We start from the raw sequence: 26,144 nt of genomic DNA on the forward strand, positions 1-26,144 counted from the left end.
AGCTAATGAAAAATTACTTTACTCCGTCAAAAGTTTATTTGTAAAGCTATAATTTAGGCACAATGAAAAAACGTTATAAAGTATTAATCGGTTTTTCGGTATTTATCATTGTCGGGTACTTATTGGGTCCCAGGCCAAAAAAACCGCTTTACAATACTTCATTGCCCGATGTTCCGGATATTAAAAACCTTGAAGATTATGTGGAAGCTATGGAGCATTCAAACAACATTAAGCCCGGAAATGAGGCTGAAATTGTATGGGCTGATACTGCACATCAGCAAACCGAATATGCCGTGATTTACTTGCATGGCTTTTCTGCTTCAAAAATGGAAGGTAACCCCATACATCTCCATCTGGCGAAAAATTTAAGTGCAAATTTATATTTAGCGCGTTTGGCCGACCATGGTATTGATACCCCTGCGCCGATGCAGTATTTTACCGCCGACAGGCTTTGGGAAACCAGTAAGCAGGCTTATGCCATCGGTCAGAAATTAGGTAAGAAAGTAATCTTAATCGGAACTTCAACAGGTGGAACAGTAGCCTTAAAACTTGCCGCTACTTATCCTGAAATCAATAGTTTAATTCTGCTGTCTCCTAATGTAGCGATAAACGATAAAAACGCCTGGTTGTTAAACGATCCGTGGGGTTTACAAATAGCAAGGCGGGTTTTAGGCAGTGATGAACGCAAAGTGGATGGCAGAACAGATGAATTTAAAAAATACTGGTATACCCATTACAGAATAGAATCTTTAGTGCAGTTACAGGAATTTGTAGAAAGCACCATGAATAAATCCGTTTTTCAAAAAGTGAAGCAACCGGTTTTACTGTTATATTATTATAAAAATGAACTAGAGCAAGACCCTGTGGTACGTGTAGATGCCATGCTTAGCATGTTCACAGAGTTGGGTACATCAGAAGATTTGAAACGAAAAATTGCCATTCCAAATGCAGGAAATCATGTACTGGGTTCTTATTTAACTTCTCAAGATTTGCCAAGTGTAGCAGTTGCAATCAATAGTTTTATGGGAAGTGTTCTTAAAATCAACTTGCCAAGTTTCAACAGCCCTGTGCTCGAAAAGCCTTTGCCGGTTTAACTTTTCTCGTGCAACATTCCACCAGGACTTTATTAACAGGAAATCTAGTTAACGATATTTTTAATAATCATTTCTGCATGCACCCTGGAGTTCTCTATAAACAACTTGTGGGTATCCAACCCCCCGCAAACAACTCCCGCCAGGTACAAACCTTTCACATTGGTTTCCATCGTTTCTTCGTTGTAAACAGGACAAAGGGTTTCCGGTAGTTCTATGCCAAATTTCCGCAGCATTGAAAAATCAGGCTGATAGCCCGTCATGGCAATCACAAAATCGTTCGGAATGGTTTTAATGCCTTCAGGTGTTTTAATATCTACTTCACCTTCTCTTATTGCAACAAGTTCTGAATTAAAAAGTGCAGTTACCTCTCCTTCTTTTATCCGGTTTTGAATATCCGGACGAACCCAGTATTTTACATGCGGTCCAAGATCTCCACTGCGGACAACCATGGTTACGTTTGCGCCTTTCCGGTAAGTTTCCAAAGCGGCATCTACACCCGAATTATTTGCACCAACAACCACAACATTTTGAAACGCATACAAATGCGGATCTTTATAATAATGAGTTACTTTGGGTAAATCTTCACCAGGAATATTCATTAACAAGGGAACATCATAAAAGCCTGTTGCCACAATCACATTACTGGCAGTGTAATTTGATTTAATGGTTTGAATTTCAAATCTCTCCTGATCATTTTTATGAACCTGATTGACCCTTTCAAATAAATGAATATTCAGATTAAACTTTTCAGCAACCCTGCGGTAATACTCAACAGCCTCATTACGGTTTGGTTTCGGGTTGATGGTAACAAAAGGCGCACCTCCTATTTCCAGTTTCTGTGAAGTGGAAAAGAAGGTCATGAAGACCGGGTAATTGAACAAACTATTCACTAACGCACCTTTCTCGATAATGAGATAACTTAAGCCAGCCTGTTTAGCCGCTATTGCGCAGGCCATGCCAATTGGTCCGGCACCGATGATGATGATATCGTAGTGATTTTCTTTTTGAAGCATTTTAAAAATGTTGACCACCTTAGACATTTAAGATCATCTAAGCTTAGCGTGTAAAATAAATGAACAGTGGTAAGATGCTCTTAGGTTGTTCAAACTAACTAACTTTCATGGCCTTGCTTGGACAGGCAAAATCAGTTCTTTTTAAGCCTGTGGTTTTAAGTGCACCATATCCGCCAGCGATGTCAATTACATTTTCAACACCTCTGGATTTTAAAATTGAAGCCGCAATCATGGAGCGATAACCACCAGCGCAATGAATATAATAAGTTGCTTTAGGATCAATTTCGCCCATCCAGTCGTTGATAAAATCAAGCGGACGGCTTAATGTAAATTCCAGGTGTTCTGCTTCATATTCGCCAGGTTTACGAACATCCAATGCTGTAATTTCATTTTCCTGCACAGCTTGTTCAAAAGCTTCTGCAGAAATGGATTCGATACGATCGATTTCTTTACCTGCATCCGTCCAGCGTTCAAAACCACCATCCAGATATCCAATGGTACTGTCATAACCTACCCGGGTTAAGCGCGTAATGCTTTCCTGTTCTTTACCTTCGTCAGTAATTAATAAAATAGGCTGTTGTAAATCAGTAATTAATGCCCCCACCCAAGGTGCAAATTGCCCGTTTAAACCGATGTTGATGGAGTTAGGAATAAAACCTTTGGCGAATAGCTGTGGATCACGCGTATCGAGCATAATTGCACCAGTTTGGTTAACGGTATCTTCAAATGCCTGCGGTGTTAAAGCATTCATTCCCTTTTCATAGACATCGTCGATACTTTCCACGCCTCCTTTATTAATGGCTGCGTTTTTAGCAAAATATTGTGGCGGAGGCATGATTCCATCCGTTACTTCTTTTATAAACTGCTCTTTTGTTTGTGCTTTTAAAGCGTAATTAACCTGTTTCTGATGACCCAACGTATCAAAAGTTTCCTTACTCATGCTTTTACCACAAGCTGAACCTGCGCCGTGAGCCGGGTAAACAGTCACATCATCCGAAAGTGGTCTTATTTTCTCATTGAGTGAATCATAAAGCATACCAGCCAGATCCTCCATGGTTAAATTCCCTTTCTGAGCCAGATCAGGTCGACCTACATCACCAATAAAAAGTGTATCACCACTAAAAATACAGTGATCTTTACCATTTTCATCCGTTAATAAATAAGTGGTAGATTCTAAGGTATGGCCAGGGGTATGCAAAGCGGTTATGGTAACATCTCCGATTTGAAATTTTTCTCCATCATGGGCGATGTGCGATTTAAATCCTGTTTTAGCTGTAGGACCGTAAATAATTGTAGCGCCAGATTTTTCGGCAAGGTCTACATGTCCGGAAACAAAGTCTGCATGAAAATGCGTTTCAAAAATATATTTAATGGTTGCGCCGGCTTTTTCAGCTTTTTTCAGATATGTTCCAACTTCCCTTAATGGATCGATGATAGCCGCTTCCCCTTTGCTTTCTATATAGTAAGCAGCTTCGGCTAAACAACCCGTGTATATTTGTTCTATTTTCATTTTTCTGGAGTATCAAATTTGGGTATCAGGTATCAAGAAAACCCCTGAATCAAATATCTTGCCTCAAAAATAGGGCTAAATGTGAATAACTGAAATGATGATGATCATAATTGCAGAAGTTTTACGAATCAGCATTGACAACTTTTATAAACATCATGCATCAAAAAGTTGTCAATACTTAGAATATCGCTCAGATGTTGACTTATATTAATCTTTAGTCAATTCACCACGAAGCGATTCTTCCATCAATCTACGGCTTTCCACAATGGTTAAACCTAACCCCATTACAAACATCAGTTTGGTAACCGTAGCTTCAAAAGTAAGGTCGTAACCACTTAGAACGCCCATTTTTTGAAGCTCCCGACTTGTTTCATAACGACCGAGGTGTACCGAGCCTTTTTTACACTGAGAAATATCAATAATGATTTTCCCACTCAGGATGGCCTGGCGCAAACTATCTAGAAACCATTGTGCTGTAGTGGTATTACCGGATCCGAAGGTTTCTAAAATAATGGCATCTACTTTCGAATCAGCAATGGCTGAAACGGCCTGTGGTGTAATGCCGGGATAGAGTTTTAAAACCCCGATATTTGAATTAAAATTGGTATGCAAGGTCAATTTACCTTCTGGTGCATTTAATACGTAGTTGGTATGGAACTGAAGATGTACACCTGCTTCTGCTAAAACCGGATAGTTTGGGGAACGAAAGGCTTCAAATTTTTCACTGTTGTATTTAATAGAACGGTTTCCCCTGAACAGCTGCGCATCAAAATAAATGCAAACTTCTGGGAATAACGACTTGCCGTTTTCTTTGGTGGCAGCAATTTCCAGTGCAGTAATCAAATTCTCTTTTGCATCGGTTCTGATTTCGCCTATCGGTAACTGGGAACCTGTTAGTACCACTGCCTTACCCAGGTTTTCGAGCATAAAACTCAATGCAGACGCTGTAAATGCCATCGTATCTGATCCATGAAGAATCACGAAACCATCATAAAGATCATATTTTTGGTAAACAAGTTCTGCTAACGTCTTCCAGATTTCAGGATCCATATTGGATGAATCCAAAACAGGGTTAAAAGAATGTACGTCTAAATGATAATCCAAACGACTTAATTCGGGAACGTTTTCTTTGATCTGTTCGAAATCGAAAGGAATTAACATCCCATTGCTGGGATCATTTACCATACCAATGGTACCACCGGTATAAATAATCAGGATTTTCGTCATTACTTGGTTTGGTTGCTCTTCACAAAGAAACTAAAAGAATTTTAATTTAAAGGGCTTTTTAATGATAAAAATCAGGAAAAACAACTTAATCGTTTTACTTTATTGCCATTTTAACAATAAGTGTTTCAATAACGTTTATTATGATCATATAGGTTTTAAGGGAGTGCACTGAATAGAATTTATAAATGACAAATGCAAACAAAAAGGGCGTTTTTGCGGGGAGGAACAGCGAAGCAATTTTTCATGCGAAAGAGACCTGCTAAAAGGATTGCCTCATCACTTTAAAAATTGTTCGCAGCAATGACAGCACCGCTATTATAAGGAATTGCAAGTAACTTTTCAGAAACCATAAAAAGATGCTGAATCAATTTCAAGACGGCCAAATCTTAAACCCCAAAAATTTTCTTAGAATTTTCTGTGGTAATATTTGCAATTTCTTCCACAGAAACGCCATAAATATCAGCCAGTTTTTCAGCAATATAAATCAGATAACTGCTTTCATTCGGTTTACCTCGAAAAGGAACCGGCGCCAGATAAGGTGAGTCGGTTTCCAATACCAGATTTTCCATAGCAATTTCACTCAACACACCATCCAATCCTGCTTTTTTATAAGTGACCACACCACCTATTCCTAAATAAAAGTTCAGGTCAATAGCTTGTTTTGCCTGTTCTACATTCCCAGTGAAGCAGTGAAATATGCCCCGCAACTTTTCATCGCGCTCACTTTCCAGCACTTCAAATACTTCGTCAAAGGCTTCGCGACAATGAATCACAATGGGTAAACCTAAATCTTTCGCCCAGGCAATTTGCTTGCGGAAAGCATCCTGCTGAGATGACAAAGTGGTTTTATCCCAATATAAATCAATTCCGATCTCCCCAATGGCATAGATTTGTCTTCCGGATATACTTTTATAAATTTCATCCAATACAGACAGATAGTCCTCATTTACATCACAAGGATGTAAGCCTGCCATTGCAAAACAATTTTCCGGATATTTACTCACCAGATCATTAATCATTGCAATGGATTTAATATCAACATTGGGTAGAAATAACCTGTTCACATCATTTTCAAAACAGCGGTCCATCAACTGCGCTTGCTTTTCGGCATCTTGCTCGTAATATAAATGGGTATGGGTATCAGTAAAATTCATTTTAGTATTCAGTATCAAATCTGGTGGGTTTAATTTTTTTTCTCCGATTCTGTCTTTTTAGGTTTCTTCATTTCTACCGGCTCGACTTCAAACTTATGCCCATCGAATTCCATTTCTTTTTTCAGGAATTTTCCAGTCAAGCTAATCGGATTCTGAATTAATCCTTCCGGCGTGCCTTCAAATAAGATTCTTCCGCCGCCTGCTCCACCTTCTTCCCCCAAATCAATCACCCAATCGGCCACTTTAACTACATCCAGATTATGCTCAATCACCAAAATGGTATTTCCTTTTTCCACCAATTCCTGTAATACACCTAAAAGCACATTAATATCTTCAAAATGCAATCCGGTGGTAGGTTCATCTAAAATATAGAATGTTTTTCCGGTATCTTTTTTTGATAACTCAGTGGCCAGTTTAACCCTTTGTGCTTCCCCACCCGATAAAGTGACAGATGATTGTCCCAAAGTGATGTAGCCTAAACCCACATCTTTCAGGGTTTTTATTTTCCGGTAGATGATCGGAATATTTTCAAAGAAAACGCAGGCATCTTCAATACTCATATCCAGCACATCACTAATCGATTTTCCACGAAAACGAACCTCTAAAGTTTCACGGTTATATCGTTTACCGCCACACTCTTCACATGGCACCTGCACATCAGGTAAGAAATTCATCTCAATCACCTTTAGACCGGCTCCCTGACAGGTTTCACACCTTCCTCCTTTTACATTAAAAGAAAAGCGACCGGGTTTATAACCCCGGATTTTTGCTTCAGGCAATTGCACAAAAAGGTTCCTGATATCTGAGAAAACGCCCGTATAGGTAGAAGGATTAGAACGCGGTGTTCTGCCTATAGGTGCCTGATCTATTTCAATCACCTTATCAATTTCCTTTAACCCTGTGATTTTCTCGTATGGAAGTGGTGTCTTTTTCGCCCTGAAAAAATGATGGTTCAGAATCGGGTATAAGGTTTCGGTGATTAAGCTCGATTTTCCTGAACCCGAAACCCCGGTTACGGCAATAAATTTGCCCAGCGGAAAATCAACAGAAACTTCTTTCAAATTATGTCCGGTAGCTTTGGTAATAGATAACTTATGTCCGTTGCCCTTTCTGCGAACCTTTGGCGTCTCAATTTTCTTATCACCATTTAAATACGCTGCAGTTAAGGTGTTAGAATTTAAAATTTGTGCCGCAGTGCCTTCTGCTACTACTGTTCCGCCATGAATACCTGCTCCCGGGCCCACATCAATTACCCAATCAGCTTCGAGAATCATATCTTTATCATGCTCTACCACCAAAACGGTGTTCCCCAGATCTCGAAGGTTTTTTAAGGCATTTATTAAACGCTCATTATCACGCTGGTGCAAACCAATACTGGGCTCATCCAAAATGTACATGACATTCATTAACTGAGAGCCAATTTGAGTAGCTAAACGAATCCGTTGTGCCTCGCCGCCAGAAAGGGTACGGGCAGTTCTATCTAGTGTTAAATAAGTTAAACCTACATCCGTTAAAAAACCAATCCGGGCTCTGATTTCTTTTAAAATTTCTTTTGCAATGATATTCTGGCGATCGGTAAGACGCTCATCAACATGTTCAAACCACTGGAAGAGGTTATTAATATCCATGGAAGAAAGTTCAAAAATATTCTTACCATCAACTTTGAAGTGCAAACTTTCCTTTTTTAAGCGGGCGCCATGGCATTCCGGACAGGTTTTTAACTTGCGGAAAGCATCCATATCATCAGATGCAGACTCGCTTCGCTTTTCGTTCTGCTCTTCCAGCATTTTAATGATGCCATCGAAAGTAATGTTATAGTTTTGAACGTTCCATTTATTGTATTCCACTTCTACCTTAATCAGATCTGGCGATCCGTTTAAAATAATATTGATGACTTCATCGCTCAATTTTTCTATCGGCGTAGATAAAGAGAAGCTGTATTTTTTGGCCAGTGATTTCAATACCTGAAACATCCAGATATCCCGATATTCGCCTAACGGTGCCAGGCCACCATTCAGAATGCTCAGCTTAGGATTGGGCATCACTGATTCCTTATCCACCACAAAAATATAACCTAAACCATCACAACGGTCGCAGGCTCCATAAGGTGAATTAAACGAGAAGCTATTCGGTTGCGGTTCATCATAAGAAATCCCCGTAGTTGGACACATCAGAAACTTACTAAAGTGGGCAACATGATTATCCTTATCAGTAATTTTAATCACACCTTTACCCATTTTCATGGCTGTTTGCACAGAATCTAACAAACGCTTTTTATCTTTATCATCAACAATCAGGCGATCAATCACCACTTCAATATCATGGATTTTATAACGATCAACCTGCATTTTGGCCGTAATGTCTTTGATTTCTCCATCTACACGAACCTTTACATAGCCTTGCTTACGGATTTGCTCAAAAAGCTCCCGGTAATGTCCCTTCCTGCCTTTTACTACCGGCGCCAGGATATTTACGGCCATACCGTCGAACTTATTAAAAATGTTCTGCAGAATCTGATCTTCACTCATCCGCTCCATCTTCTCCCCGGTATTGTATGAAAAAGCATCCGCCACACGGGCATATAGCAAACGCATGAAGTCATAAATTTCCGTAATGGTACCAACAGTTGAACGTGGGTTTTTACTGGTTGTTTTTTGTTCAATGGCAATCACCGGACTTAAACCCGAAACCTTATCTACATCCGGGCGCTCCATCCCACCCATAAACTGGCGGCTGTAAGCACTAAATGTTTCCATATAGCGGCGCTGGCCTTCAGCATAAATGGTATCGAAAGCCAGAGAAGATTTCCCGCTGCCACTTAAACCAGTGATTACCACCAATTGGTTCCGTGGGAAACTAACATCTATATTTTTTAAATTATGTACCCTCGCACCGTATACTTCTACATCTTTTTGCTCGCCAAGGTCGATAGATTTATTGCTCATATTTTATTTAAAAGTTGAGGAAAAATTCAGCTTATAAAATAGCCAGATTTCAATCCGCAAAAATGCTAAAAATTTTATCAAAATGAAAGTGTAACTCAAACTGTATTAAGGATTAATTGTCATAATGCTTGCTTCTATTCCGAAGGAAACCAGATGATAAACCAAAACGCAGATAACCATAATGATCCTGAAAATAGATGTTATAATTATCTTCACCATAATAGCCAACTGCAGCCATTAGGAAGACGTTATTCATAAATGGAAGACTATAATTAAAATTAATTTCGGCATTTAACCGCTTTTGAAGATTCGCTAAATTCTTTGCTGGGATTTTATTCACTGCATAGGAAACCTCAGCATTTAAACGCCAGGTTTCTTTCTCGGTTTTAACTTTCGGTTTATTTCTCGCATATCTTTCGATCAGTCCATATTTTCGCCAGGAGAAATTGTATAAGATTCTCGTGAATCCAAAGCCCAGATCCAAAGCAGGTTCATACCTGAAAAACTTATACCACTGTAAACCTACGCGATGATTAAAGGAATAATAACTTTCATCTGCATCTGTTTCCGTTAAATGTCCGAAACGATAAGATGCCGTTAAATAATTGGCATTGAAATTCCCCGTTAACGTATTTACTGAGCCATCGGTATTCAAAGCATCCTGATCCTGGCCATTAGAATGATGGGTAAAAGCAAATTCTCCATATTGATAATTTTCCGGATTGGCATTTAGCCTTGCATATAAGGCACCGCCAAGGCGATAACTCGGCGTACGTACGCCTGCAGAAAACTCATTTCTGACCCGAACCGTAAAATCTGGAATGATGGCAAAGGCTATGGGTGATTTATAACTTCCAACCAACATATAGGTAGTGGTCACCCTCCCATTAATGACATATTTTGATGGCGCTCCCAATTCTCCGGCCGGAGCAGTATACGAGAAATCAGCATTTTCTTTGTAAAGATTGATATATTCTTTATTGGCAGACTCATTTCTAATGATAAGGGAATCTTGCGCAAGGAGATGAAAACACAGAAAAGAAAAAACAAACGTTAATAAAGTTTTCATCATACCATATAAACGTTAGTGAATGATTGATGGTTTTGTAATTTGTTAAATCGCTATCAGATCTGCACTTTAATTTCTTTCTTAAAAGAAAAATAAATTAAAGTATTATGAAATATTTTGATACGTCCATAAATACATATATTTGTACGTACAAATATTAGCTATGGATATTAAACTTACATTAAAGCTCAATCAGGAAATTATTGAAAAGGCTAAGCTATATGCTTCAGATAAAAAATTAAGTTTGTCCAAATTAATTGAAAATTACCTTAACTCCTTAACTTCCAACCAGGATAATGATGAATTACAGATTTCACCTTTTGTGAAGAGTCTGACATCTGGTGTTAAAATCCCTGCTGATTATGACTATAAAAAAGATCGTGCAGATTACTTAGACGAAAAGCATAAATGACCAGAATATTTTTAGATACCAACGTCATATTGGATTTATTGGCTGAAAGAGTTCCTTTTTTTGATTCAATTGCTAAAGTTGCCACACTGGCCGATCAGAAAAAAATCATTTTAATGGCATCTCCATTATCATTTACAACTGTTGAATACGTTTTAACTAAGTTTGAACCTTCAGAATCTGTATTGAACAAATTAAGAAAATTTAAAATTCTTTGTAAAGTATGCGAGGTTAACGAAGAAATAATTGATAAAGGATTAAATTCAAATTTTAAAGATTTTGAAGATGCTGTACAGTATTTCACAGCAATTCAATCAGGTTGCAACATCATCATCACCAGAAATGGAAAAGATTTTAAGTATTCCACCATCCCGGTTATGGCAGCTGATGAATATTTAAGTAGTGTTGGATGCTGAAACCATCAAACTTAATAACGGTTTTTCTGATTAGTAGACTAATCTAACCCTACCACTCCACCGTAGTTCCATTTTCTGTTGGATGACCAGTGCAAACCAGCACCCTGCCCCTTTCTATCTCTTCATCCGTAAGTACTTCATTATAATCCATGCGAACATTTCCTTTGGTACAGGTAGCTACGCAAGTGCTGCATACACCTCCCCTGCAACTATAAGGGAGTTTGATTTTATGTTCAAGGGCAACATCTAAAATTCTTTTTGGCCAGGGAACTGCCAGGTTATACGTTTCGCCATTGAAATTCAAGATGACCGAGTATGTGCTTTTATCTACAACTTTTTCTGAACTATCGTCTTCATCCATTTCATCTTCTGGTAAAACGAATGTTTCTCTTTTGATTTGTTTTAAATCGAATCCCATCCCCAGCAAAGTAATCCTGCATAAATCCATATATATTATAGGCCCGCAGGTATAGCATAGCGCTTGTTTGCGATCGAAATGTAAATGTGTTTTAATTAATTGCTCGATGTAAAACTTATTTAAGCGGGCAGTCATCAGGTTTTTACTATTGCTAAAAATCCACACGATTTTTAATCTTTCTGGGTACCGTGCTTGCCATTCTAAAAGCTCATTATAAAATAAGGCATCTTCCTTTGATCGGTTACTATACACCAGTGTGATTAGTGAATTTCTCTCTCTTACCAATGCTGTTTTTAAAATGGAAAACAAAGGTGTAATGCCCACACCAGCAGCAAACAGAAAAAGATCCCGTTCTACATATTCATCAGGCAAATAGCTGAATAATCCTTGGGGCTCCTGTGCAAACAACACATCATTTACAGCGGTTTTATGATGCAAAAATCTGGATATTTCTCCATTCTCAACCCTTTTAACTGTAATGGCCAGCGGTTCATCCACATCAGGAGAACTGTTGAATGAATATGATCTACGAACTTCTCTATTCTTTCCCTCGAACACCAATGAAACAAACTGACCGGCTAGATATTCAGGATATGACTGATCTACCTCTTCAAATTGAAATGTGAGGTTATCACCAGGTTGATTGATGATTTTATGGATGCGAAGCTTGAACATAGTGCAAAGAAAAGGATTTGAGTTGAAAAGTTGTTAGACGTTAGACGTAACAAGCTTCGACCAATGGGTGTTTGATTGTATAAAATATTTTTTTAATTAAGAAGGGTTAGAAGTTTAGGGTGATAGTAAACACGCTGAAAAAATCCGTTTATGGCTCAAAATCATTTATTCGTTATTAGAACGGCGATCGGAGAAATTGGGCAATAGACTTAGAAAGTTAAAAAATAATTCCGTGGAAGTTTGTGCTTCCTAGGCAAAGAAACTTTATCTCATTAATAATTGGTTCATTACTAACCTAGAAGGCGCTTTAAACTTTAAAAAAACAATTTGATGGTCAGTGATTTATTCAATATCACTACAAACACTCACACCGAAATCTGTGAAATCAAAAAATCTTTGTAATTATCTTCAAAAAAAACGCTCCGATTCAGAAATCGGAGCGCCTTACCAAATGCTTGTCTTTATCTTAATTATATTATTCGGCGTTGTAAGCCAATAGCACACGCTTTTTCTGATATCCGTAGCGTTTCGGATGTTCCACAATCTGTTTCATCGAGATCACCTGATAAACGTAGCGGCCGGTTTCCCGGTTTAGCCTCATTTTATAATAATTATCCTGATTTTGATTGCTGATTTGCCTGCGTAAACGTCCGTCACCAACATTATAGGCCGCAGCCACCAATGTCCAGCTCTCTAAACCTTTATACATTTCTTTAATGTATTTACAGGCTGCGATGGTTGATTTACGCAAATTATAGCGTTCATCTACATCAGCATTTACTTTTAAACCATATGAACGTGCAGTGCCTGGCATAAACTGCCATATTCCGGCTGCACCTTTTGGAGATACGCCAGCTGCCATTCCAGATTCAACCAAAGCCAAATATTTGAAATCATTAGGAATTCCGTAAGCAGCAAGAATCGGCTCTATCACTGGAAACCATTCTTTTGCCTTTTTATGCAAACGATTTGTCTGCGTGTTGCCGTAAGTGTGTGCGGCAAGGATTTTTTTCATTTTGCGTTCCACCTTTTTATCGCCTAAAGGCAGGGTTTCATCCGCGAAATTCAACTGAGCCATTAAAGATTGAGGCTTAACCTCCTTTTTTTCAACTTTCAGGCGTTGAGTTGTTGGTATTGTAGTGTGTAATTGTTCTTTTTTTAAAAGACTTTTTTGTGCTAAGGGCATTTGGTAAGCGAACACTTTTGCCAAGATAAATAGTGTAACCACTACCGCAATTGGTACGATGTGTTTCTTTAACATTTTCCTCCTTTTTTTGGTGAACTTATATAAAAACGTCGGCAAAGCTAAAAAATAATAAGCACATTATCAAACAGTTACACAATTAAGCTCAAAAAACAGGCGCTAAAGTGCTTTAAACGTGGATTTTAAATTTTGAATTTTGACCGATATTACCTATATTAGAGGCTATTTTTTTTATCTAATTTTCTGCCTGCTCAATATTGTAATACTCATCAATTTTTCATAAATTTGCAACCCGCATTTCAGGATGCGGTTAAAAGCGTATCATGATAAATAAAAACAACAGGAACAGTCGGGATGACAAGTCCAAACCGGGTAGCCGGAAAACTGATGGCAGAAGTAATTCAGCCGGATCTGACAGAAAAAGATCAGACGACAGAGACAACAAATTCAACAAATCATCTGATTCAAAAGACAACTTCAGGCCTAGAAGTTCAGAGGGTAAAGATTTTAAATCAAAATCATTTAGCGACAGAAAAGATTCCAGACCAAGAACAGGCGGGCGAGATTTCAAATCAAAAGATGCAGAGCCACAAAGCTTTAAATTTGGCGATCGTGAATTTAAATCTAAAGACACCGGAGCAAAAGAAGAACGCAGTTACAAACCCAGGGAAGGCGGATCAAGAGATTACAAGCCGAGAACGGGTGATCGTGACTTTAAATCAAAAGATGGCGGATCAAGAGATTATAAACCAAGAACGGGCGATAGAGACTTTAAATCAAGAGATGGTGGAGCAAGAGATTATAAACCAAGAACAGGAGAACGCGACTTCAAGTCTAAGGATGGAGATTCGAGAGATTTTAAACCGAGAACTGGCGACAGGGATTTTAAATCAAGAGGTGGAGACCGCGACTTCAAACCCAGAGAAGGCGGATACAGAGATTACAAATCGAGAGGTGAAAGAACTGATGACTTTAAGCCAAGTGCCGGAAGTTCAAGAGATGTAAAACCTAGAGAACCAAAAGAAGGTGACACTCGTCCGTTTAGAAAACGTGAAGAGACACAACCAAGAGATACCGAATTTAACCGTCCGGAGCGAACTGTTATTGCGCCAGCACGAAAAACAAATGAAGACAAAGGCTTAATTCGCCTGAACAGATATATTTCCAATGCAGGGATTTGCTCGCGCCGTAAGGCTGATGAACTTATTGCTGCCGGCGTAGTTTCTGTAAACGGCGAAGCTGTTACGGAATTAGGTCATAAAGTAGATCCTTCGAAAGATCTTGTGCGCTATAATGGTGAGCTGCTTAAGCGTGAGAAAAAGGTTTATGTGTTACTGAATAAACCAAAAGACTATATTACCACGACAGATGATCCGCAGGAACGCCGTACCGTCATGCAGTTAGTGGATAAAGCAAGCCGTGAACGGATTTATCCGGTTGGCCGCCTGGATCGCAATACAACAGGATTATTATTGATGACGAATGACGGTGAACTGGCTGATAAATTATCGCATCCAAAGAACGGAATCACTAAAATCTACAATGTTGAACTAGACAAAGCATTATCGCAGGGAGACCTGAATAAAATTGCTTTCGGCTTAGAACTCGAAGATGGATTGATTAAACCGGATAACATTTCTTATGTAGCGGGTGGAACGAAAAAAGAAATCGGCATTCAGATTCACAGTGGTAAAAACAGGATTGTTCGCCGTATTTTCGAACATTTAGGTTATAGCGTAGATAAGTTAGACCGCGTAGTTTATGGCAATTTAACGAAGAAAGATTTGCCTCGTGGCAGATGGCGTTATTTAGAAGATCATGAACTGATCCAGATTAAACACTTAATAAAATAATTTTAAAGGCAATCGTAAAGGTTGCCTTTTTTGTTTGTCATTAAATTAATTTAGGAATTGCCTCAACAAATTTTTCTCATATTTGTTGCTAAAGCAGGTCATCTTATGAAAAAATATATTGGAATATTCTTAATGTCGTTATTATCAACCATTGCAACTGCACAACACACCCATTACAACTTGGTCATCGGCACCTATACCGCTCCTGGTAAAAGTGAAGGAATTTACACTTATGATTTTGATACCAATACAGGGAATACAGCGTTAAAAAATATCACAAAAGGCACGGCTAACCCGAGTTACCTGGCTATTTCTGCTGATCAAAAATATGCATATGCTGTAAATGAAACTGGTGAAACCAGCGCTGTTACAGCCTTTAAATATGATGCCATAACCGGAGCATTAACTTTCATCAATAAGGTAGATAGCCATGGGGCTGATCCATGTTTCATTACAGTTGATGAGCAAAATGTAATTATTGCAAATTATTCTGGCGGCAGTTTAGCTGTATTTTCGCGTAAAACTGATGGATCTTTAAGTGAAGCCGTTCAGGTGATTCAACATACAGGTAAGAGTATTGACCCTAAGGGCAGGCAAAAAAGCGCACATGTGCATATGGTTAAGTTCACTCCAGACCACCGGTATTTAGTGGTAAATGATTTGGGCGAAGACCAGACTTACATTTACAGCTATAATAAAACCGGGAAGGACAAAACCCTTGTTGAGAAATCAATTATTAAAACCAATGCAGGTACAGGCCCAAGGCATATTGTTTTTAGTCCGGATGGAAAATTCGCCTACCTGGTTCATGAATTTAACGGGCGCATAACCGCATTTAGTTATTTGAATGGTCACTTAAACAAATTACAGGAGATCGGAACCACGGCAAAAGATTTTACAGGTGCTATTGATGCGGCTGATATCCATATTTCTTCAGATGGGAAGTTCCTTTATGAAACCAACAGAGGTGATGCCAATAGTATTTCTGCTTTTTCTATTCTTCCCAACGGCCAACTTAAAGGGATTGAAACGTTAAGTACTTTAGGTAAAGGACCAAGAAATTTCACCATTGATCCGAGTGGAAAATTTTTATTGGTTGGCCATCAATATACCAATAACGTTGTGATTTTTAATAGAGATGTTAAAACAGGTAAATTAACGGATAGCGGAAAAAGGATTGATGTTGGCGCACCGGTTTGTTTGGTGTTTGATAAATAAGTTCCTTCAAGTAGATCCTGAATCAAGCTCGGGAGGACGACCGTTCATAGTTGGTGCATTTAAGACTCCGTAAAACAATAACCGCATTAAACGCTTTCTATAAACAATCGCTACAGCCTACTCATCCTGAACTTCATTCAAGGGCTTAATGCTTGATATCCCTGTTACTCTGAATACAAAAAAGACCCGCTTTTCAACGGGTCTCTAATCAATATTTTAAGTTTAAACTAAGCAGGTTCTGCTACCTTAGCCACATTACGATAAGGGAATGAATTACAGATGTGACGACGGGCAAAACGACCAGGAGAATCGGCATTCACTAATTTAATGTAGATGGCTCTGGGCACATCAAAGTATTCATAAGCACTTCCATCAAAAAACTGAATATTCAAAACTGATTGTTTGTACTCAAAATCTAAAATATTAGAATTTGTTATCGTATGGTTATATGTCTCAATGTTTTGCTCACGGGTTTCCGGTGCAATACTTACCAGGAAATGGTAAGCTTCTATAATTTCTTTACTTCTAGCTTCTGCCGCTAATTTCTCTTCCTCTACCTGGAATTTATCAGGGTGATACTCTTTCATTAGGGTGCGGTAAACCGACTTAAGCGCTGCAAGCTCGGCCGTTTTATCTACGTTCAAAAGCTTTCTGTAATCTACTATCTTTTTCATTTGGCGCAAAGGTACGATTTATAATGATTTGATTTTGAGAAAGTTTAATTTGATAATGATTTCTTTATAAGAACCTTACATCATAAATATGTTCAAAAGATTTTTATTCCTATATCGAATATATCATCAGAAAAAGATTTTATAAATTTATATCCATAAAAAAGTCGCCAGGCAACCCAGCGACTCACTTTTTTGATCAATTAAACTTATTTACTATGCTGTAAAGCATTTTCTATAACTTCCCTGTAAAACTCTACGTAAGATGGCAGAATCTTTTTCAAATCAAAATCCTGCGCCCTTTTAAAAGCATTTTCTTTGAACTGCTTTAAAGTATCATCGTCTTTTAAAATGGCAATAGCATTAGCAGCCATTGCATCTACATCACCAACATCACTCATATAACCACAGAAACCATTTACATTTAATTCTGGTAAACCGCCGGCATTTGTAGTAATGGCTGGCACTTTACAAGCCATAGCTTCCAGTGCGGCTAATCCGAAACTTTCAGACTCTGAAGGCATTAAAAACAGGTCAGAAACAGAAAGGATTTCTTCTACAGCATCCTGTTTGCCCAGAAATCGTACATTTTCTCCAATATTTAAATTTCGACAGAGTTGTTCATCATAGGCACGTTCTGGTCCGTCACCTACCATCAACAGTTTCGAAGGAATCACGGCCTGAACTTTTTCGAAAATTCTGATTACATCTGCGGTGCGTTTCACTTTTCTGAAATTCGAAGTATGAATCAGGATTCGCTCGTTATTTGGCGCAATTGCCTTTTTAAAGTGATCTTTAGCCTGCAAACTAAACCTGGTGAAATCAATAAAATTAGGAATAACCTTAATGTCTTTTTTGATCTCGAAATGGTTATAAGTGTCTTCCCTCAAGTCATCCGAAACAGTAGTCACCCCATCACTCTGGTTGATAGAAAAAGTAACCACCGGTTTGTAGGTCGGATCTTTACCTACAAGCGTAATATCTGTTCCGTGTAAAGTAGTCACCACCGGGATATGGATACCATAACTGGCCAGAATCTGTTTGGCCATAAAAGCAGCTGAAGCATGTGGAATGGCATAATGAACATGCAACACATCCAGCTGTTCAAAACGAACAACGTCAACCAGTTTACTGGCAAGTGCAGATTCATATGGTGCATAATCAAAAAGCGGGTAATCTCTTACGGAAACTTCGTGATAAAATAAATTTGCAGAGAAAAAATCCAACCTGGCTGGCTGGCTGTAGGTGATAAAATGAACCTGATGCCCCTCATTTGCAAGTGCCTTTCCAAGCTCAGTTGCAACGACTCCACTACCGCCAAAGGTTGGGTAGCAAACAATTCCTATCTTCATTTATAAATGCGTTGTTGTTGCCACAAATGTAGCCGATTTTAATCTATAATATGTGTCGGGGGATTGCAATAAAAACTTTGGTCAGTCAGGCCGTAGATTCGTAGATTAAGTTTTCTAAAAAAAAATTATAGCACAATCAGTATAAGCAGTTTAATGCGTCAATTTAAATTATTTTAAATTTCTCATTTCCTCTTTAATCACCAGAAAAAGTTCATTTGGTCTTTGGGTGCCAATAAAATATTCCAGCCCATCGCGATCAGTTAATACTACGGCATCTTTACCAGAGGAGTAAAAACGGATGGTGCCTTTGGTATGCAGGTTATAAACCGGGTTATTAAAAAAATAACGGCTATAAGTAGCCTTACGCACATCAACAATACTGTTCAAATCAATCTTTACGCGTTTTGTTGTCCACAATCCATCCAGTATCATACTTCCGTTATCCACAATGATTTTATACTGAATTAAGAAAAGCAACAGCATGGAAACACCAATGATTCCAAAACCCACTACCAGAAAAAGATCTTGTGTATTATCGCGGTCACGCTCGTAAACATAAGCAGCAAAGCAGAAGGCGGCCATAATTAACCTGATGAAAATGCGAACATAATCCCGACCAATGTATTGTTTTTCGATATAGGCGTATTTGCTTTCCACTTAATAATTTTCGAGTTCGAATATAGCAACTTTTTTTGTTGCTGTAGTTAATTTATATCGATTATCCTGTCGCATACCTGCAACCCAGATAATATCTCCGTTTCCGTTTACCAGGATGGGCGTGTTATGCTTGACGTGCAGCGGCACTTTCTCATCAATAAAAAAATCACTGACCTTTTTAAACATCTTCATGCCCAGTGGAATAAATTTATCACCATTTTGCCAATTTCTGATCACCAAAGGGAAAATAAGTTGATCAGCATTTACGAATGCTTTCTCCGCATTGACCTCAAACTTTATTTCGGTGGAATAGTGTACAAAAATAGTAGCATCCCCAAAATCAATTTTAGCTGTAGCAGGATGAACAAACTGATTAAGAAGGTTACCGGCATGCTTTTCTACAATCACCAAATCGTTCCTGTTGATAATCGCCTGATGCGTGGAACTGAAAAAATGCGTTCCGCTCACTGCGTTTAAACTATCTAAAATCTCTTCAGCTACAGTGGCTGTAAAATGATAGGGTTTTAGCAACTCATACAACAGGAGCTTTTGCGGGTTCAATCTGGCAATTTCATCTAAGGCAATATACAGGCCATCAACCTTTTTGTGGATTAATTTAGTTCGGAATTTAGCCACCTCCAGTTCCAGGAAGTTTTCAAGTTCTGTAAAGCGGGCAATATTTTCGGTAAAAGTTTTTTCAAGGTTGGGATTAATATCCTGTAAATGTGGAATCACCTGTAGCCGCAGTTTATTCCGGGTATAGTGTGTACTTACATTAGAGCTGTCTTCTACAAAAGAAATATTTTCTGCTGTTACAATTTCATCAATCTCTTCCCTGCTTAAAAACAAAAGCGGACGGATCAGATGTTGTTTTTTTGGTAGAATGCCATGCAAACCACTGATTCCGGTTCCGCGAATCAGATTAATCAACACCGTCTCAATGGCATCGTTCTGGTGCTGTGCTAAAGCAATATAATCATACTCATGTGCCAGCCTGATCTCTTCAAACCAGGAATAACGTAAATAACGGGCAGCCATCTGCGTAGAAATTTTATTTTCGGCTGCATATTTTTTAGTATCAAAATGCGTTATATGCAACGGAAGATCAAGGGTTTCAGCAAGTATTTTAACGAAATTTTCGTCGCGTTGCGCTTCATCACCCCTTAAATTAAAATTACAATGTGCCACACCAATATTAACGCCTATCGCCTTAAACAAATGCAACATCAATACAGAATCTTTTCCTCCGCTAACGGCTAAGAGAATCTTGTTACCACTGCTAAACAACTTGTGTTTTGTGATAAAATCCTGAAATGGAGATAAGGGTAACATCCACCAAAAATATTTAATTTTAACTGGTATTCCGAACGTTCGGAACAAAAAACTAACTTTGTAGGGTGCAAAAAATATTTGTTTTTATATTTCTTTTAATCAGTCCTATTTTACTATTCGGCCAAAAGCAGATTAAAATTGTTTCATACTCCAAAATTAACGGAGATATGAAAAACAGCATTACATATCTTAGAAATCCGGTTTTTCAGCAGGATAATGCCACGCTTACCTGTGATAGTGCGGTTTTTTACAACAAGCGGAATTATTTCGAGGCTTACAGAAATGTGCACATCAATCAGCTTACCACCGATATTTATTCTGAACAACTGCAATATGATGGAAACAAAAAGCAGGCCCATTTAACCGGAAATGTTCGGATGACTGATCCTACATCGGTTTTAACGACTGACATTTTAGATTACAATACCGTCAGCAAAATAGGAACTTATACCAGCGGCGGTAAAATTGTGAATCAACAAGTTACATTGACCAGTAAAAATGGCTACTATTTTAGCGGAAGTAATGATGCCTATTTCAGGTACAATGTGGTGGCGGTTACCCCTCAGGTAACCATTAAATCAGATACGCTTCGGTACAACACGCAAACTAAATGGACCTATTTTTATGGCCCGACAAATATCAGAGGGAAAGACGACAATCTTTACACCGAAAATGGCGCCTACAACACCACTACAGAAGATGCTTATTTCGGAAAAAAAAATCTTTACACACAGGGCACCAGATCACTTAAGGGGGATAGTTTATATTACTATGGTAAAATCGGCTATGGCAAGGCGGTAAAAAATATTGTGTTTTCTGATACCAAAGATAAAATGAAAATGTTTGGAGATCTTGGCTTTTACTACAAAGCGGATCAACGGACATTGGTTACCCGCAATGCTTACATGGGGATTGGCACAGAAGATTCTGTCATGGTGAAGGACAAAAAGCGCCCGGATAGTTTATGGATGGGCGCAGATACGCTTGAAACACAAATGGTTTTACAGAAAACCCTGAAACTGATTCCCAAAATTTCGATAAAATCTGACAATGAAGTGGGGGAAGATGATGAAGACGAAGGGAAAAAAGATGGTGCGGAGTCGCCTGAAGAAATGCCTGCAAAAAACACGGAAAGTAAGCTTGGCGACAGGAGAAATCAACTTTCCAAAAATGATAAGCGTGCTAAAAACAAACCTAAAGAAGACACAAAAAACACCGCGCCAATCAGTGCACCAACAACAGTTCCTGTAGATTCACTGTCTAAAAAATTACCGCAGTTAAACACAGATAGTTTAAAGAAGGGAAATATATTAAAAGACAAGGCAGATAGTATTGTGAAGAGCTTACCCAAGATTAAGGCCGACACTACAGTAACTAAAGCCATTAAAACAGATAATATTAAAAAAGCTGCTGGTACAGCAGATAGCCTGGCTCAAACAATTGATAAAAGCAATATTAAAACAGTCGGTAAAAATGTACTATCGGCCTTGAAGCCCGGCCAGGCTAAAAATGATACCACAAAATTTAATCCGGCAGATACCTTACAGGCGAGGATTATAAAGGCTTATCATGGTGTTAAAATCTTTAAAACAAATATCCAGGCCAAGACAGACAGCGTATTTTATACCAGTGCCGATTCTACCCTGCGCTGTTTTGTCAACCCCATTATCTGGTCAGAAGGTTCGCAGCAAATTGCAGATACCATTTATGTGCAGTTTAAGAATAAAAAACTAAATAACCTCCAGGCCATCAGAAATGCATTTTTAGTGAATACACCTAAAGATTCATTAAGATTTAATCAGATTAAGGGGCGTTTAATGACTGGCTTTTTTAGTAAGGGAAAACTAAAAACCATGTATGTGGATGGTAATGCAGAAAGTATTTATTACACGCAGGATGACAGCACAAAAGTATATAAAGAAATGAACCAGACACTCAGTAGCCGGATTAAGTTTATTTTTCAGGATAATGAGAACGACATTCAGGATATTGTATACATCAAAGGGGTTGAAGGTGCTTTAAATCCGGAGAGTAAGGTTTCTAAAGATAAGGTACTGAAAGGTTTCTCATGGAAACCTAAGGAACGTCCAAAGACCAAAAAAGACGCTATAGGATCATCAGGGAAGGCAAAACCTAAAACCAAAGCAAAAGCAACCGCACCTGTAAAACCGAATGCTGCAGGTAAAACTATCGCACCTGGTAAAGCCGTTTCCTCGCCGGCTAAAACTGGTAAAGAAGTAAATTTAAACCTGAATAAAAACTTGCCTGCTGGAAAATTAGCTGATACGGCTAATTTTGGGATCAAACCTATTTTACCGAAAGCAGATTCTTTAAAGAAAGTAATTCAAAAATTATAAGTTTAAGATGTACCTGAGAAAAAGTACTACTAAACAAAATTTTCCATCTATCAGTTGGTGCCTCCAACTTAGGCAGGTTGGTGAGACAATAACTTCTAGGTTAGATTAAATGATCCATTATCCTTTCAAAAACTCCATCATCTTTTTCAGTGCAATGGCCCTATGGCTGATTTTGTTTTTCTCTTCCATCTCCATTTCAGCAAAGGTAATATCATAACCATTCGGCTGAAAAATAGGGTCATAGCCAAATCCTTTAATGCCGGATAAGCTTTCTCTGATGGTTCCTTCAATTACCCCTTCAAAAATATGGTTTTGCCCAGCGATCATGAGTGAGATCACCGTTTTAAATTTTGCCCTACGATTGGTCTGCCCTTTTAATTTCTGTAAAACCAGCTGCATGTTTTCTACCGTATCCCTGCTCCCACTGTAACGGGCAGAAAAAATACCAGGTTCATTGTTTAAGGCTTCGATTTCCAAACCGCTGTCGTCGGCAAAACAGTCAAGTTTAAAATTTTCTACCACATAACTGCTTTTTAGTGTGGCATTGCCTTCAAAAGTATCGGCCGTTTCCGGAATGTCTTCAGTACAACCAATATCATTCAGGTTTAAAATTTCATACTGGCCAGCAAGTGCCAGGCGGATTTCATCTGTTTTATGTTGATTGTTGGTGGCGAAAACGAGTTTATGCATTAGGATTAAGTGCTTAGGTAGTTAGGTTTTTGAGAAAGTTGTGCAACTGATGTTATAAAATAACCTGATTAATTGACTTACACAATATTTTGATAATTGATACGAACAACTTGATACTATTTAATTTTCTGAAGATTTGCCCAAAGCAGCTTCTTGGCACCTAAATCACCATCAAGATGGTGCAGATTCGGTGCAAAGATTATCCGAGTAGTTTCGTGTTTAATAATTTCATTTTGCCATTCATATTCTAATTGTAAATCAGCAATTTCAACACCGAAAGAAAGCATAATTACAGGTTTGAAAAACTGGTAAAAAGATGCAAAGGTAGTGCCTGGATAATTAGCATAATTTACCAAGGCAAAATCAGCAGTTCCTAAATCTACAGCTTTTACAATTTTCCGAAGTAATTCTTTACCCTGTTCAGTGCTCACATCATTCGTTCCATCATTCACTAAAATCAAAACTGATTTTTTATTTCCGCCCAAAAACTTAAATGATTTTTCAGTCGCTGAGTCTGCTATATTAGGCAGAATTTCCCCGTTTTCTGTTTTGTTTTTGGGTATTTCGATATCCTCTGGCAAAGAAATTTCCGCATGAACCAAGGGTGCAGCAACATTAGTATCTACTTTACTTACAACAGAAGCCTCCTCTAAAACAGGCTCTGCAGCAACATGATGCGATATTTCCACACTTTCATCTTTCACTAAAAATACTTCTTCAGTAAAAAATAAACGTAAAGCGTTCGCATTGTTGGTAAGCTGGTTTTCCATTCGTATTTTTGCAGGATAATAATTTCTGTTAAAATTAGTTAAATATCTTATAATAGCGCCGCTTATTGTTACTTTTATCCTTTAAAATTTACAGAGTGCTCCATGTAAAAAAGGCTTATGGCTTATTCGTTTTCGGCTTTATTTGCAGTTATTCGTTTGGCCAAAACGTTGCTGTAATTGATGCTAAACCCATAAGTTCAAAGGAATTTCTCTGGGCTTATAAAAAAAGCCACAAGGGTAGCGTAAGTTCAGATTATGCTGAGTTAGCATCCTATCTGAACTTGTATATAAATTTTAAACTGAAGGTTTTGGATGCCCGCGAAATGGGGCTGGATAAAAGTCAGGTATACCTGGAAGAAATTAAGGCTTATGAAACTGCGTTGGAAACCCATAAAAAAAATAACGGGGTCAATAAAAACTACGACTTTTTGCTCAACGAATACCGTGAAGGCGTTTTAATGTTTAATGTTTCTGAGCAGAAAATCTGGAGTAAGGCACAGGAGGATGAACAGGAGATCAGGGATTTTTACCAGGATCACAAAAAGAACTATCATGCACCTTTAAGTGAAATCAGAGGCGAAGTGATCGCAGATTACCAGCAAGACCTGGAAGAAAAATGGCTTAAAGGCCTGAAACAAAAATATCAGATTAAGGTGAATGAAAGCGAATTGAAAAAACTCACCAAACCTTAAAAACTGATACTGAATACGTATAATAATTGCAAAATATAAATAATAGAATGAAAAAAGTTTTTTTAGTAGCAACCGCATTAATTTGCTTATTTTTAAACAGTTATGCTCAAACGGGAAAACATAACATTGATAAAGTTGCTGCTGTTGTAGGAAATAACATTGTACTCCTTTCTGATTTAAATCAACAATACACACAATATCTTTACCAGGGCAATCCTGCAAATGAGGATGTTAAATGTAAGATTTTACAAAACACACTTACCCAGAAACTTTTAAAGCAACAGGCAGAAATCGATTCGGTTATGGTTGAGGATGGCCAGGTTGATGATGAAGTGAATAAACGGATGCGCTACAGTATGCAGCGTGCAGGCGGGCAAGAGCGTTTAGAACAGTTCTTAAACAAATCTGTATTGCAGTATAAAGATGAGATCAGACCGTCAGTAAAAGACGAATTGATTGCTCAGAAAATGCAGGCAAAAATTACCGAAAACATTAATGTCACACCAATGGAGGTTGAAAAATACTTCAAAAGCCTTGGCGATAGTATTCCGGAATTTAACACTGAAGTGGAAGTTGGAGAAATTATCTTAGATCCGAAACTAACCAAAGCAGAGAAACAAAGATTTCATGATAAGATTGAAGCCCTTCGTTTAAGAATAAAAGGTGGTGATGATTTTGGTGTTCTGGCTAAAACCTATTCTGAAGATCCAGGCTCATCAGCTGATGGTGGTGATTTAGGCTTCTTTGACCGGAGTACCATGGCGAAAGAATTTACAGCCTGGGCTTTTAAACTTAAAGCCGGCGAAATGTCTCCTGTTTTTGAAACAGAATTTGGTTTTCACATTTTACAGGTGATTGAACGCCGTGGTGAACAGGTACATGCGCGTCATATATTGGTGAGACCAGCAACTACGCCTGAAAGTTTAACCCGTTTAAAACTTCACGCCGATAGTATTTACAATAATATTGCTTCAAAAAAGGTAAGTTTTGCTGCCGCAGCAAGTTTATATTCTGATAACAAGGAAACGAAATTTAATGGCGGAATGATGCTGAACGCAGAAAATGTACAGGCCAGAAGTACTTTCATTCCGATTGATAAATTAGATCCATCTGTATTTTTAGTGATTGATACGATGAAAATCGGAGCCGTTTCAAAGCCCAATCTTTATACCGCTGCCGATGGCAAACAAGCCTATCGCATATTGTATTTAAAGTCGAAAATTCCACCTCATAAAGCTAATCTTGCCCAGGATTTTCCAAAAATCAGGGATGCTGCCCAAAGTGATAAAATTAATCGTACTTTAAGCGAATGGTTTGAAAAACGTCGTGAAAGCACTTATATTAAAATTGACGATGAATTCAACACTTGTAATGAGTTAAAAATCTGGACTAAAACCTCCACAGCCGCAAAATAAAAC

22 protein-coding genes are annotated in these 26,144 nt (G+C 38.2%); 8 read left to right on the plus strand and 14 right to left on the minus strand.

What is annotated here, in order from left to right; genetic code table 11:
• Nucleotides 1–62: 62 nt before the first annotated feature.
• Nucleotides 63–1,094 carry an alpha/beta hydrolase gene (locus OQX64_RS18505; RefSeq protein ID WP_265819870.1) on the plus strand — a complete coding sequence of 344 codons (1,032 nt, stop codon included), beginning with the start codon at nucleotides 63–65 and terminating at the stop codon, nucleotides 1,092–1,094.
• 44 nt (nucleotides 1,095–1,138) lie between these two features.
• Here the strand turns inward: OQX64_RS18505 and OQX64_RS18510 are convergent, their stop codons facing one another.
• The 6 genes from OQX64_RS18510 to OQX64_RS18535 all read right to left on the minus strand — a co-directional run bounded on the left by OQX64_RS18510 (nucleotide 1,139) and on the right by OQX64_RS18535 (nucleotide 10,015).
• Complete coding sequence (locus OQX64_RS18510; protein ID WP_265819871.1) at nucleotides 1,139–2,107, minus strand: YpdA family putative bacillithiol disulfide reductase; 969 nt, start codon at nucleotides 2,105–2,107, stop codon at nucleotides 1,139–1,141.
• A 94-nt stretch (nucleotides 2,108–2,201) separates the two neighbouring features.
• The gene (locus OQX64_RS18515) at nucleotides 2,202–3,617 is read right to left on the minus strand and encodes an MBL fold metallo-hydrolase (RefSeq protein ID WP_265819872.1); all 1,416 of its coding nucleotides are present in this window, start codon (nucleotides 3,615–3,617) and stop codon (nucleotides 2,202–2,204) included.
• Nucleotides 3,618–3,824: 207 nt separating this feature from the next.
• Nucleotides 3,825–4,844, minus strand: coding sequence for an asparaginase (locus OQX64_RS18520; RefSeq protein ID WP_088301892.1), 1,020 nt, complete (start codon nucleotides 4,842–4,844; stop codon nucleotides 3,825–3,827).
• Nucleotides 4,845–5,230: 386 nt separating this feature from the next.
• Complete coding sequence (locus OQX64_RS18525; RefSeq protein WP_265819873.1) at nucleotides 5,231–5,998, minus strand: TatD family hydrolase; 768 nt, start codon at nucleotides 5,996–5,998, stop codon at nucleotides 5,231–5,233.
• A gap of 29 nt (nucleotides 5,999–6,027) precedes the next feature.
• On the minus strand, nucleotides 6,028–8,943 hold the full coding sequence (gene uvrA, locus OQX64_RS18530; protein ID WP_265819874.1) for an excinuclease ABC subunit UvrA: 2,916 nt from the start codon (nucleotides 8,941–8,943) through the stop codon (nucleotides 6,028–6,030).
• 112 nt (nucleotides 8,944–9,055) lie between these two features.
• Nucleotides 9,056–10,015, minus strand: coding sequence for a hypothetical protein (locus OQX64_RS18535; protein ID WP_265819875.1), 960 nt, complete (start codon nucleotides 10,013–10,015; stop codon nucleotides 9,056–9,058).
• Nucleotides 10,016–10,175: 160 nt separating this feature from the next.
• Between OQX64_RS18535 and OQX64_RS18540 the strand changes: the two genes are divergently transcribed.
• Nucleotides 10,176–10,424 carry a DUF6364 family protein gene (locus OQX64_RS18540; protein ID WP_265819876.1) on the plus strand — a complete coding sequence of 83 codons (249 nt, stop codon included), beginning with the start codon at nucleotides 10,176–10,178 and terminating at the stop codon, nucleotides 10,422–10,424.
• Nucleotides 10,421–10,837: a PIN domain-containing protein gene (locus OQX64_RS18545; RefSeq protein ID WP_265819877.1), complete on the plus strand. Its 417-nt coding sequence runs from the start codon at nucleotides 10,421–10,423 to the stop codon at nucleotides 10,835–10,837. Before OQX64_RS18540 ends, OQX64_RS18545 begins: the two co-directional genes overlap by 4 nt.
• A 49-nt stretch (nucleotides 10,838–10,886) precedes the next feature.
• Here the strand turns inward: OQX64_RS18545 and OQX64_RS18550 are convergent, their stop codons facing one another.
• On the minus strand, nucleotides 10,887–11,930 hold the full coding sequence (locus tag OQX64_RS18550; RefSeq protein ID WP_265819878.1) for a ferredoxin--NADP reductase: 1,044 nt from the start codon (nucleotides 11,928–11,930) through the stop codon (nucleotides 10,887–10,889).
• Between the two features lie 475 nt (nucleotides 11,931–12,405).
• Nucleotides 12,406–13,191: a lytic transglycosylase domain-containing protein gene (locus tag OQX64_RS18555; RefSeq protein WP_088301885.1), complete on the minus strand. Its 786-nt coding sequence runs from the start codon at nucleotides 13,189–13,191 to the stop codon at nucleotides 12,406–12,408.
• Nucleotides 13,192–13,457: 266 nt separating this feature from the next.
• Here OQX64_RS18555 and OQX64_RS18560 point away from each other — a divergent pair, with 266 nt between their 5' ends.
• Nucleotides 13,458–14,987: a pseudouridine synthase gene (locus OQX64_RS18560; RefSeq protein WP_265819879.1), complete on the plus strand. Its 1,530-nt coding sequence runs from the start codon at nucleotides 13,458–13,460 to the stop codon at nucleotides 14,985–14,987.
• Between the two features lie 105 nt (nucleotides 14,988–15,092).
• On the plus strand, nucleotides 15,093–16,205 hold the full coding sequence (locus OQX64_RS18565; protein ID WP_265819880.1) for a lactonase family protein: 1,113 nt from the start codon (nucleotides 15,093–15,095) through the stop codon (nucleotides 16,203–16,205).
• Between the two features lie 227 nt (nucleotides 16,206–16,432).
• Here OQX64_RS18565 and OQX64_RS18570 read toward each other — a convergent pair whose 3' ends face one another.
• The 4 genes from OQX64_RS18570 to tilS all read right to left on the minus strand — a co-directional run bounded on the left by OQX64_RS18570 (nucleotide 16,433) and on the right by tilS (nucleotide 20,217).
• A complete protein-coding gene (locus tag OQX64_RS18570; RefSeq protein ID WP_088301882.1) occupies nucleotides 16,433–16,879 on the minus strand; it encodes a KTSC domain-containing protein in 447 nt (148 codons plus the stop codon).
• A gap of 206 nt (nucleotides 16,880–17,085) precedes the next feature.
• Nucleotides 17,086–18,228 (minus strand): N-acetyl-alpha-D-glucosaminyl L-malate synthase BshA, encoded by a 1,143-nt coding sequence (gene bshA, locus OQX64_RS18575; protein ID WP_265819881.1) that lies wholly within the window; start codon nucleotides 18,226–18,228, stop codon nucleotides 17,086–17,088.
• 168 nt (nucleotides 18,229–18,396) lie between these two features.
• Nucleotides 18,397–18,885 (minus strand): hypothetical protein, encoded by a 489-nt coding sequence (locus OQX64_RS18580; protein WP_010601266.1) that lies wholly within the window; start codon nucleotides 18,883–18,885, stop codon nucleotides 18,397–18,399.
• Nucleotides 18,886–20,217 (minus strand): tRNA lysidine(34) synthetase TilS, encoded by a 1,332-nt coding sequence (tilS, locus tag OQX64_RS18585; RefSeq protein ID WP_265819882.1) that lies wholly within the window; start codon nucleotides 20,215–20,217, stop codon nucleotides 18,886–18,888.
• 167 nt (nucleotides 20,218–20,384) lie between these two features.
• Between tilS and OQX64_RS18590 the strand changes: the two genes are divergently transcribed.
• Entirely contained in the window at nucleotides 20,385–22,574 is a 2,190-nt protein-coding gene (locus OQX64_RS18590) for an OstA-like protein (RefSeq protein ID WP_416240476.1), read from the plus strand.
• 117 nt (nucleotides 22,575–22,691) lie between these two features.
• On the opposite strand, the gene OQX64_RS18595 is transcribed toward OQX64_RS18590, so the two are convergent.
• Both OQX64_RS18595 and OQX64_RS18600 read right to left on the minus strand, forming a co-directional pair.
• Entirely contained in the window at nucleotides 22,692–23,264 is a 573-nt protein-coding gene (locus tag OQX64_RS18595; RefSeq protein WP_088301878.1) for a non-canonical purine NTP diphosphatase, read from the minus strand.
• 116 nt (nucleotides 23,265–23,380) lie between these two features.
• Nucleotides 23,381–24,034 (minus strand): hypothetical protein, encoded by a 654-nt coding sequence (locus tag OQX64_RS18600; RefSeq protein ID WP_265819884.1) that lies wholly within the window; start codon nucleotides 24,032–24,034, stop codon nucleotides 23,381–23,383.
• Nucleotides 24,035–24,129: 95 nt separating this feature from the next.
• On the opposite strand from OQX64_RS18600, the gene OQX64_RS18605 reads away from it, so the two are divergent.
• Both OQX64_RS18605 and OQX64_RS18610 read left to right on the plus strand, forming a co-directional pair.
• A complete protein-coding gene (locus tag OQX64_RS18605; RefSeq protein ID WP_265819885.1) occupies nucleotides 24,130–24,726 on the plus strand; it encodes a hypothetical protein in 597 nt (198 codons plus the stop codon).
• A gap of 47 nt (nucleotides 24,727–24,773) precedes the next feature.
• Nucleotides 24,774–26,141, plus strand: coding sequence for a peptidylprolyl isomerase (locus OQX64_RS18610; protein ID WP_088301875.1), 1,368 nt, complete (start codon nucleotides 24,774–24,776; stop codon nucleotides 26,139–26,141).
• The last annotated feature ends 3 nt before the right edge of the window (nucleotides 26,142–26,144 follow it).

The sequence above is a fragment of the Pedobacter sp. GR22-10 genome (assembly GCF_026239715.1).
In the GTDB taxonomy this organism is placed as follows: Bacteria; Bacteroidota; Bacteroidia; order Sphingobacteriales; family Sphingobacteriaceae; genus Pedobacter.

Excerpts from the sequence above, each read along its gene's own strand:
- OQX64_RS18595 (WP_088301878.1), bottom strand. The coding sequence starts at position 23,264 with ATGCATAAACTCGTTTTCGCCACCAACAATCAACATAAAACAGATGAA.
- OQX64_RS18565 (WP_265819880.1), top strand. The coding sequence starts at position 15,093 with ATGAAAAAATATATTGGAATATTCTTAATGTCGTTATTATCAACCATT.
- OQX64_RS18560 (WP_265819879.1), top strand. The coding sequence starts at position 13,458 with ATGATAAATAAAAACAACAGGAACAGTCGGGATGACAAGTCCAAACCG.
- OQX64_RS18550 (WP_265819878.1), bottom strand. The coding sequence starts at position 11,930 with ATGTTCAAGCTTCGCATCCATAAAATCATCAATCAACCTGGTGATAAC.
- OQX64_RS18525 (WP_265819873.1), bottom strand. The coding sequence starts at position 5,998 with ATGAATTTTACTGATACCCATACCCATTTATATTACGAGCAAGATGCC.
- OQX64_RS18610 (WP_088301875.1), top strand. The coding sequence starts at position 24,774 with ATGAAAAAAGTTTTTTTAGTAGCAACCGCATTAATTTGCTTATTTTTA.
- OQX64_RS18515 (WP_265819872.1), bottom strand. The coding sequence starts at position 3,617 with ATGAAAATAGAACAAATATACACGGGTTGTTTAGCCGAAGCTGCTTAC.
- OQX64_RS18600 (WP_265819884.1), bottom strand. The coding sequence starts at position 24,034 with ATGGAAAACCAGCTTACCAACAATGCGAACGCTTTACGTTTATTTTTT.
- OQX64_RS18510 (WP_265819871.1), bottom strand. The coding sequence starts at position 2,107 with ATGCTTCAAAAAGAAAATCACTACGATATCATCATCATCGGTGCCGGA.
- bshA (WP_265819881.1), bottom strand. The coding sequence starts at position 18,228 with ATGAAGATAGGAATTGTTTGCTACCCAACCTTTGGCGGTAGTGGAGTC.
- OQX64_RS18505 (WP_265819870.1), top strand. The coding sequence starts at position 63 with ATGAAAAAACGTTATAAAGTATTAATCGGTTTTTCGGTATTTATCATT.
- OQX64_RS18590 (WP_416240476.1), top strand. The coding sequence starts at position 20,385 with ATGAAAAACAGCATTACATATCTTAGAAATCCGGTTTTTCAGCAGGAT.
- OQX64_RS18520 (WP_088301892.1), bottom strand. The coding sequence starts at position 4,844 with ATGACGAAAATCCTGATTATTTATACCGGTGGTACCATTGGTATGGTA.
- tilS (WP_265819882.1), bottom strand. The coding sequence starts at position 20,217 with ATGTTACCCTTATCTCCATTTCAGGATTTTATCACAAAACACAAGTTG.
- OQX64_RS18545 (WP_265819877.1), top strand. The coding sequence starts at position 10,421 with ATGACCAGAATATTTTTAGATACCAACGTCATATTGGATTTATTGGCT.
- OQX64_RS18555 (WP_088301885.1), bottom strand. The coding sequence starts at position 13,191 with ATGTTAAAGAAACACATCGTACCAATTGCGGTAGTGGTTACACTATTT.
- OQX64_RS18570 (WP_088301882.1), bottom strand. The coding sequence starts at position 16,879 with ATGAAAAAGATAGTAGATTACAGAAAGCTTTTGAACGTAGATAAAACG.
- OQX64_RS18535 (WP_265819875.1), bottom strand. The coding sequence starts at position 10,015 with ATGATGAAAACTTTATTAACGTTTGTTTTTTCTTTTCTGTGTTTTCAT.
- uvrA (WP_265819874.1), bottom strand. The coding sequence starts at position 8,943 with ATGAGCAATAAATCTATCGACCTTGGCGAGCAAAAAGATGTAGAAGTA.
- OQX64_RS18540 (WP_265819876.1), top strand. The coding sequence starts at position 10,176 with ATGGATATTAAACTTACATTAAAGCTCAATCAGGAAATTATTGAAAAG.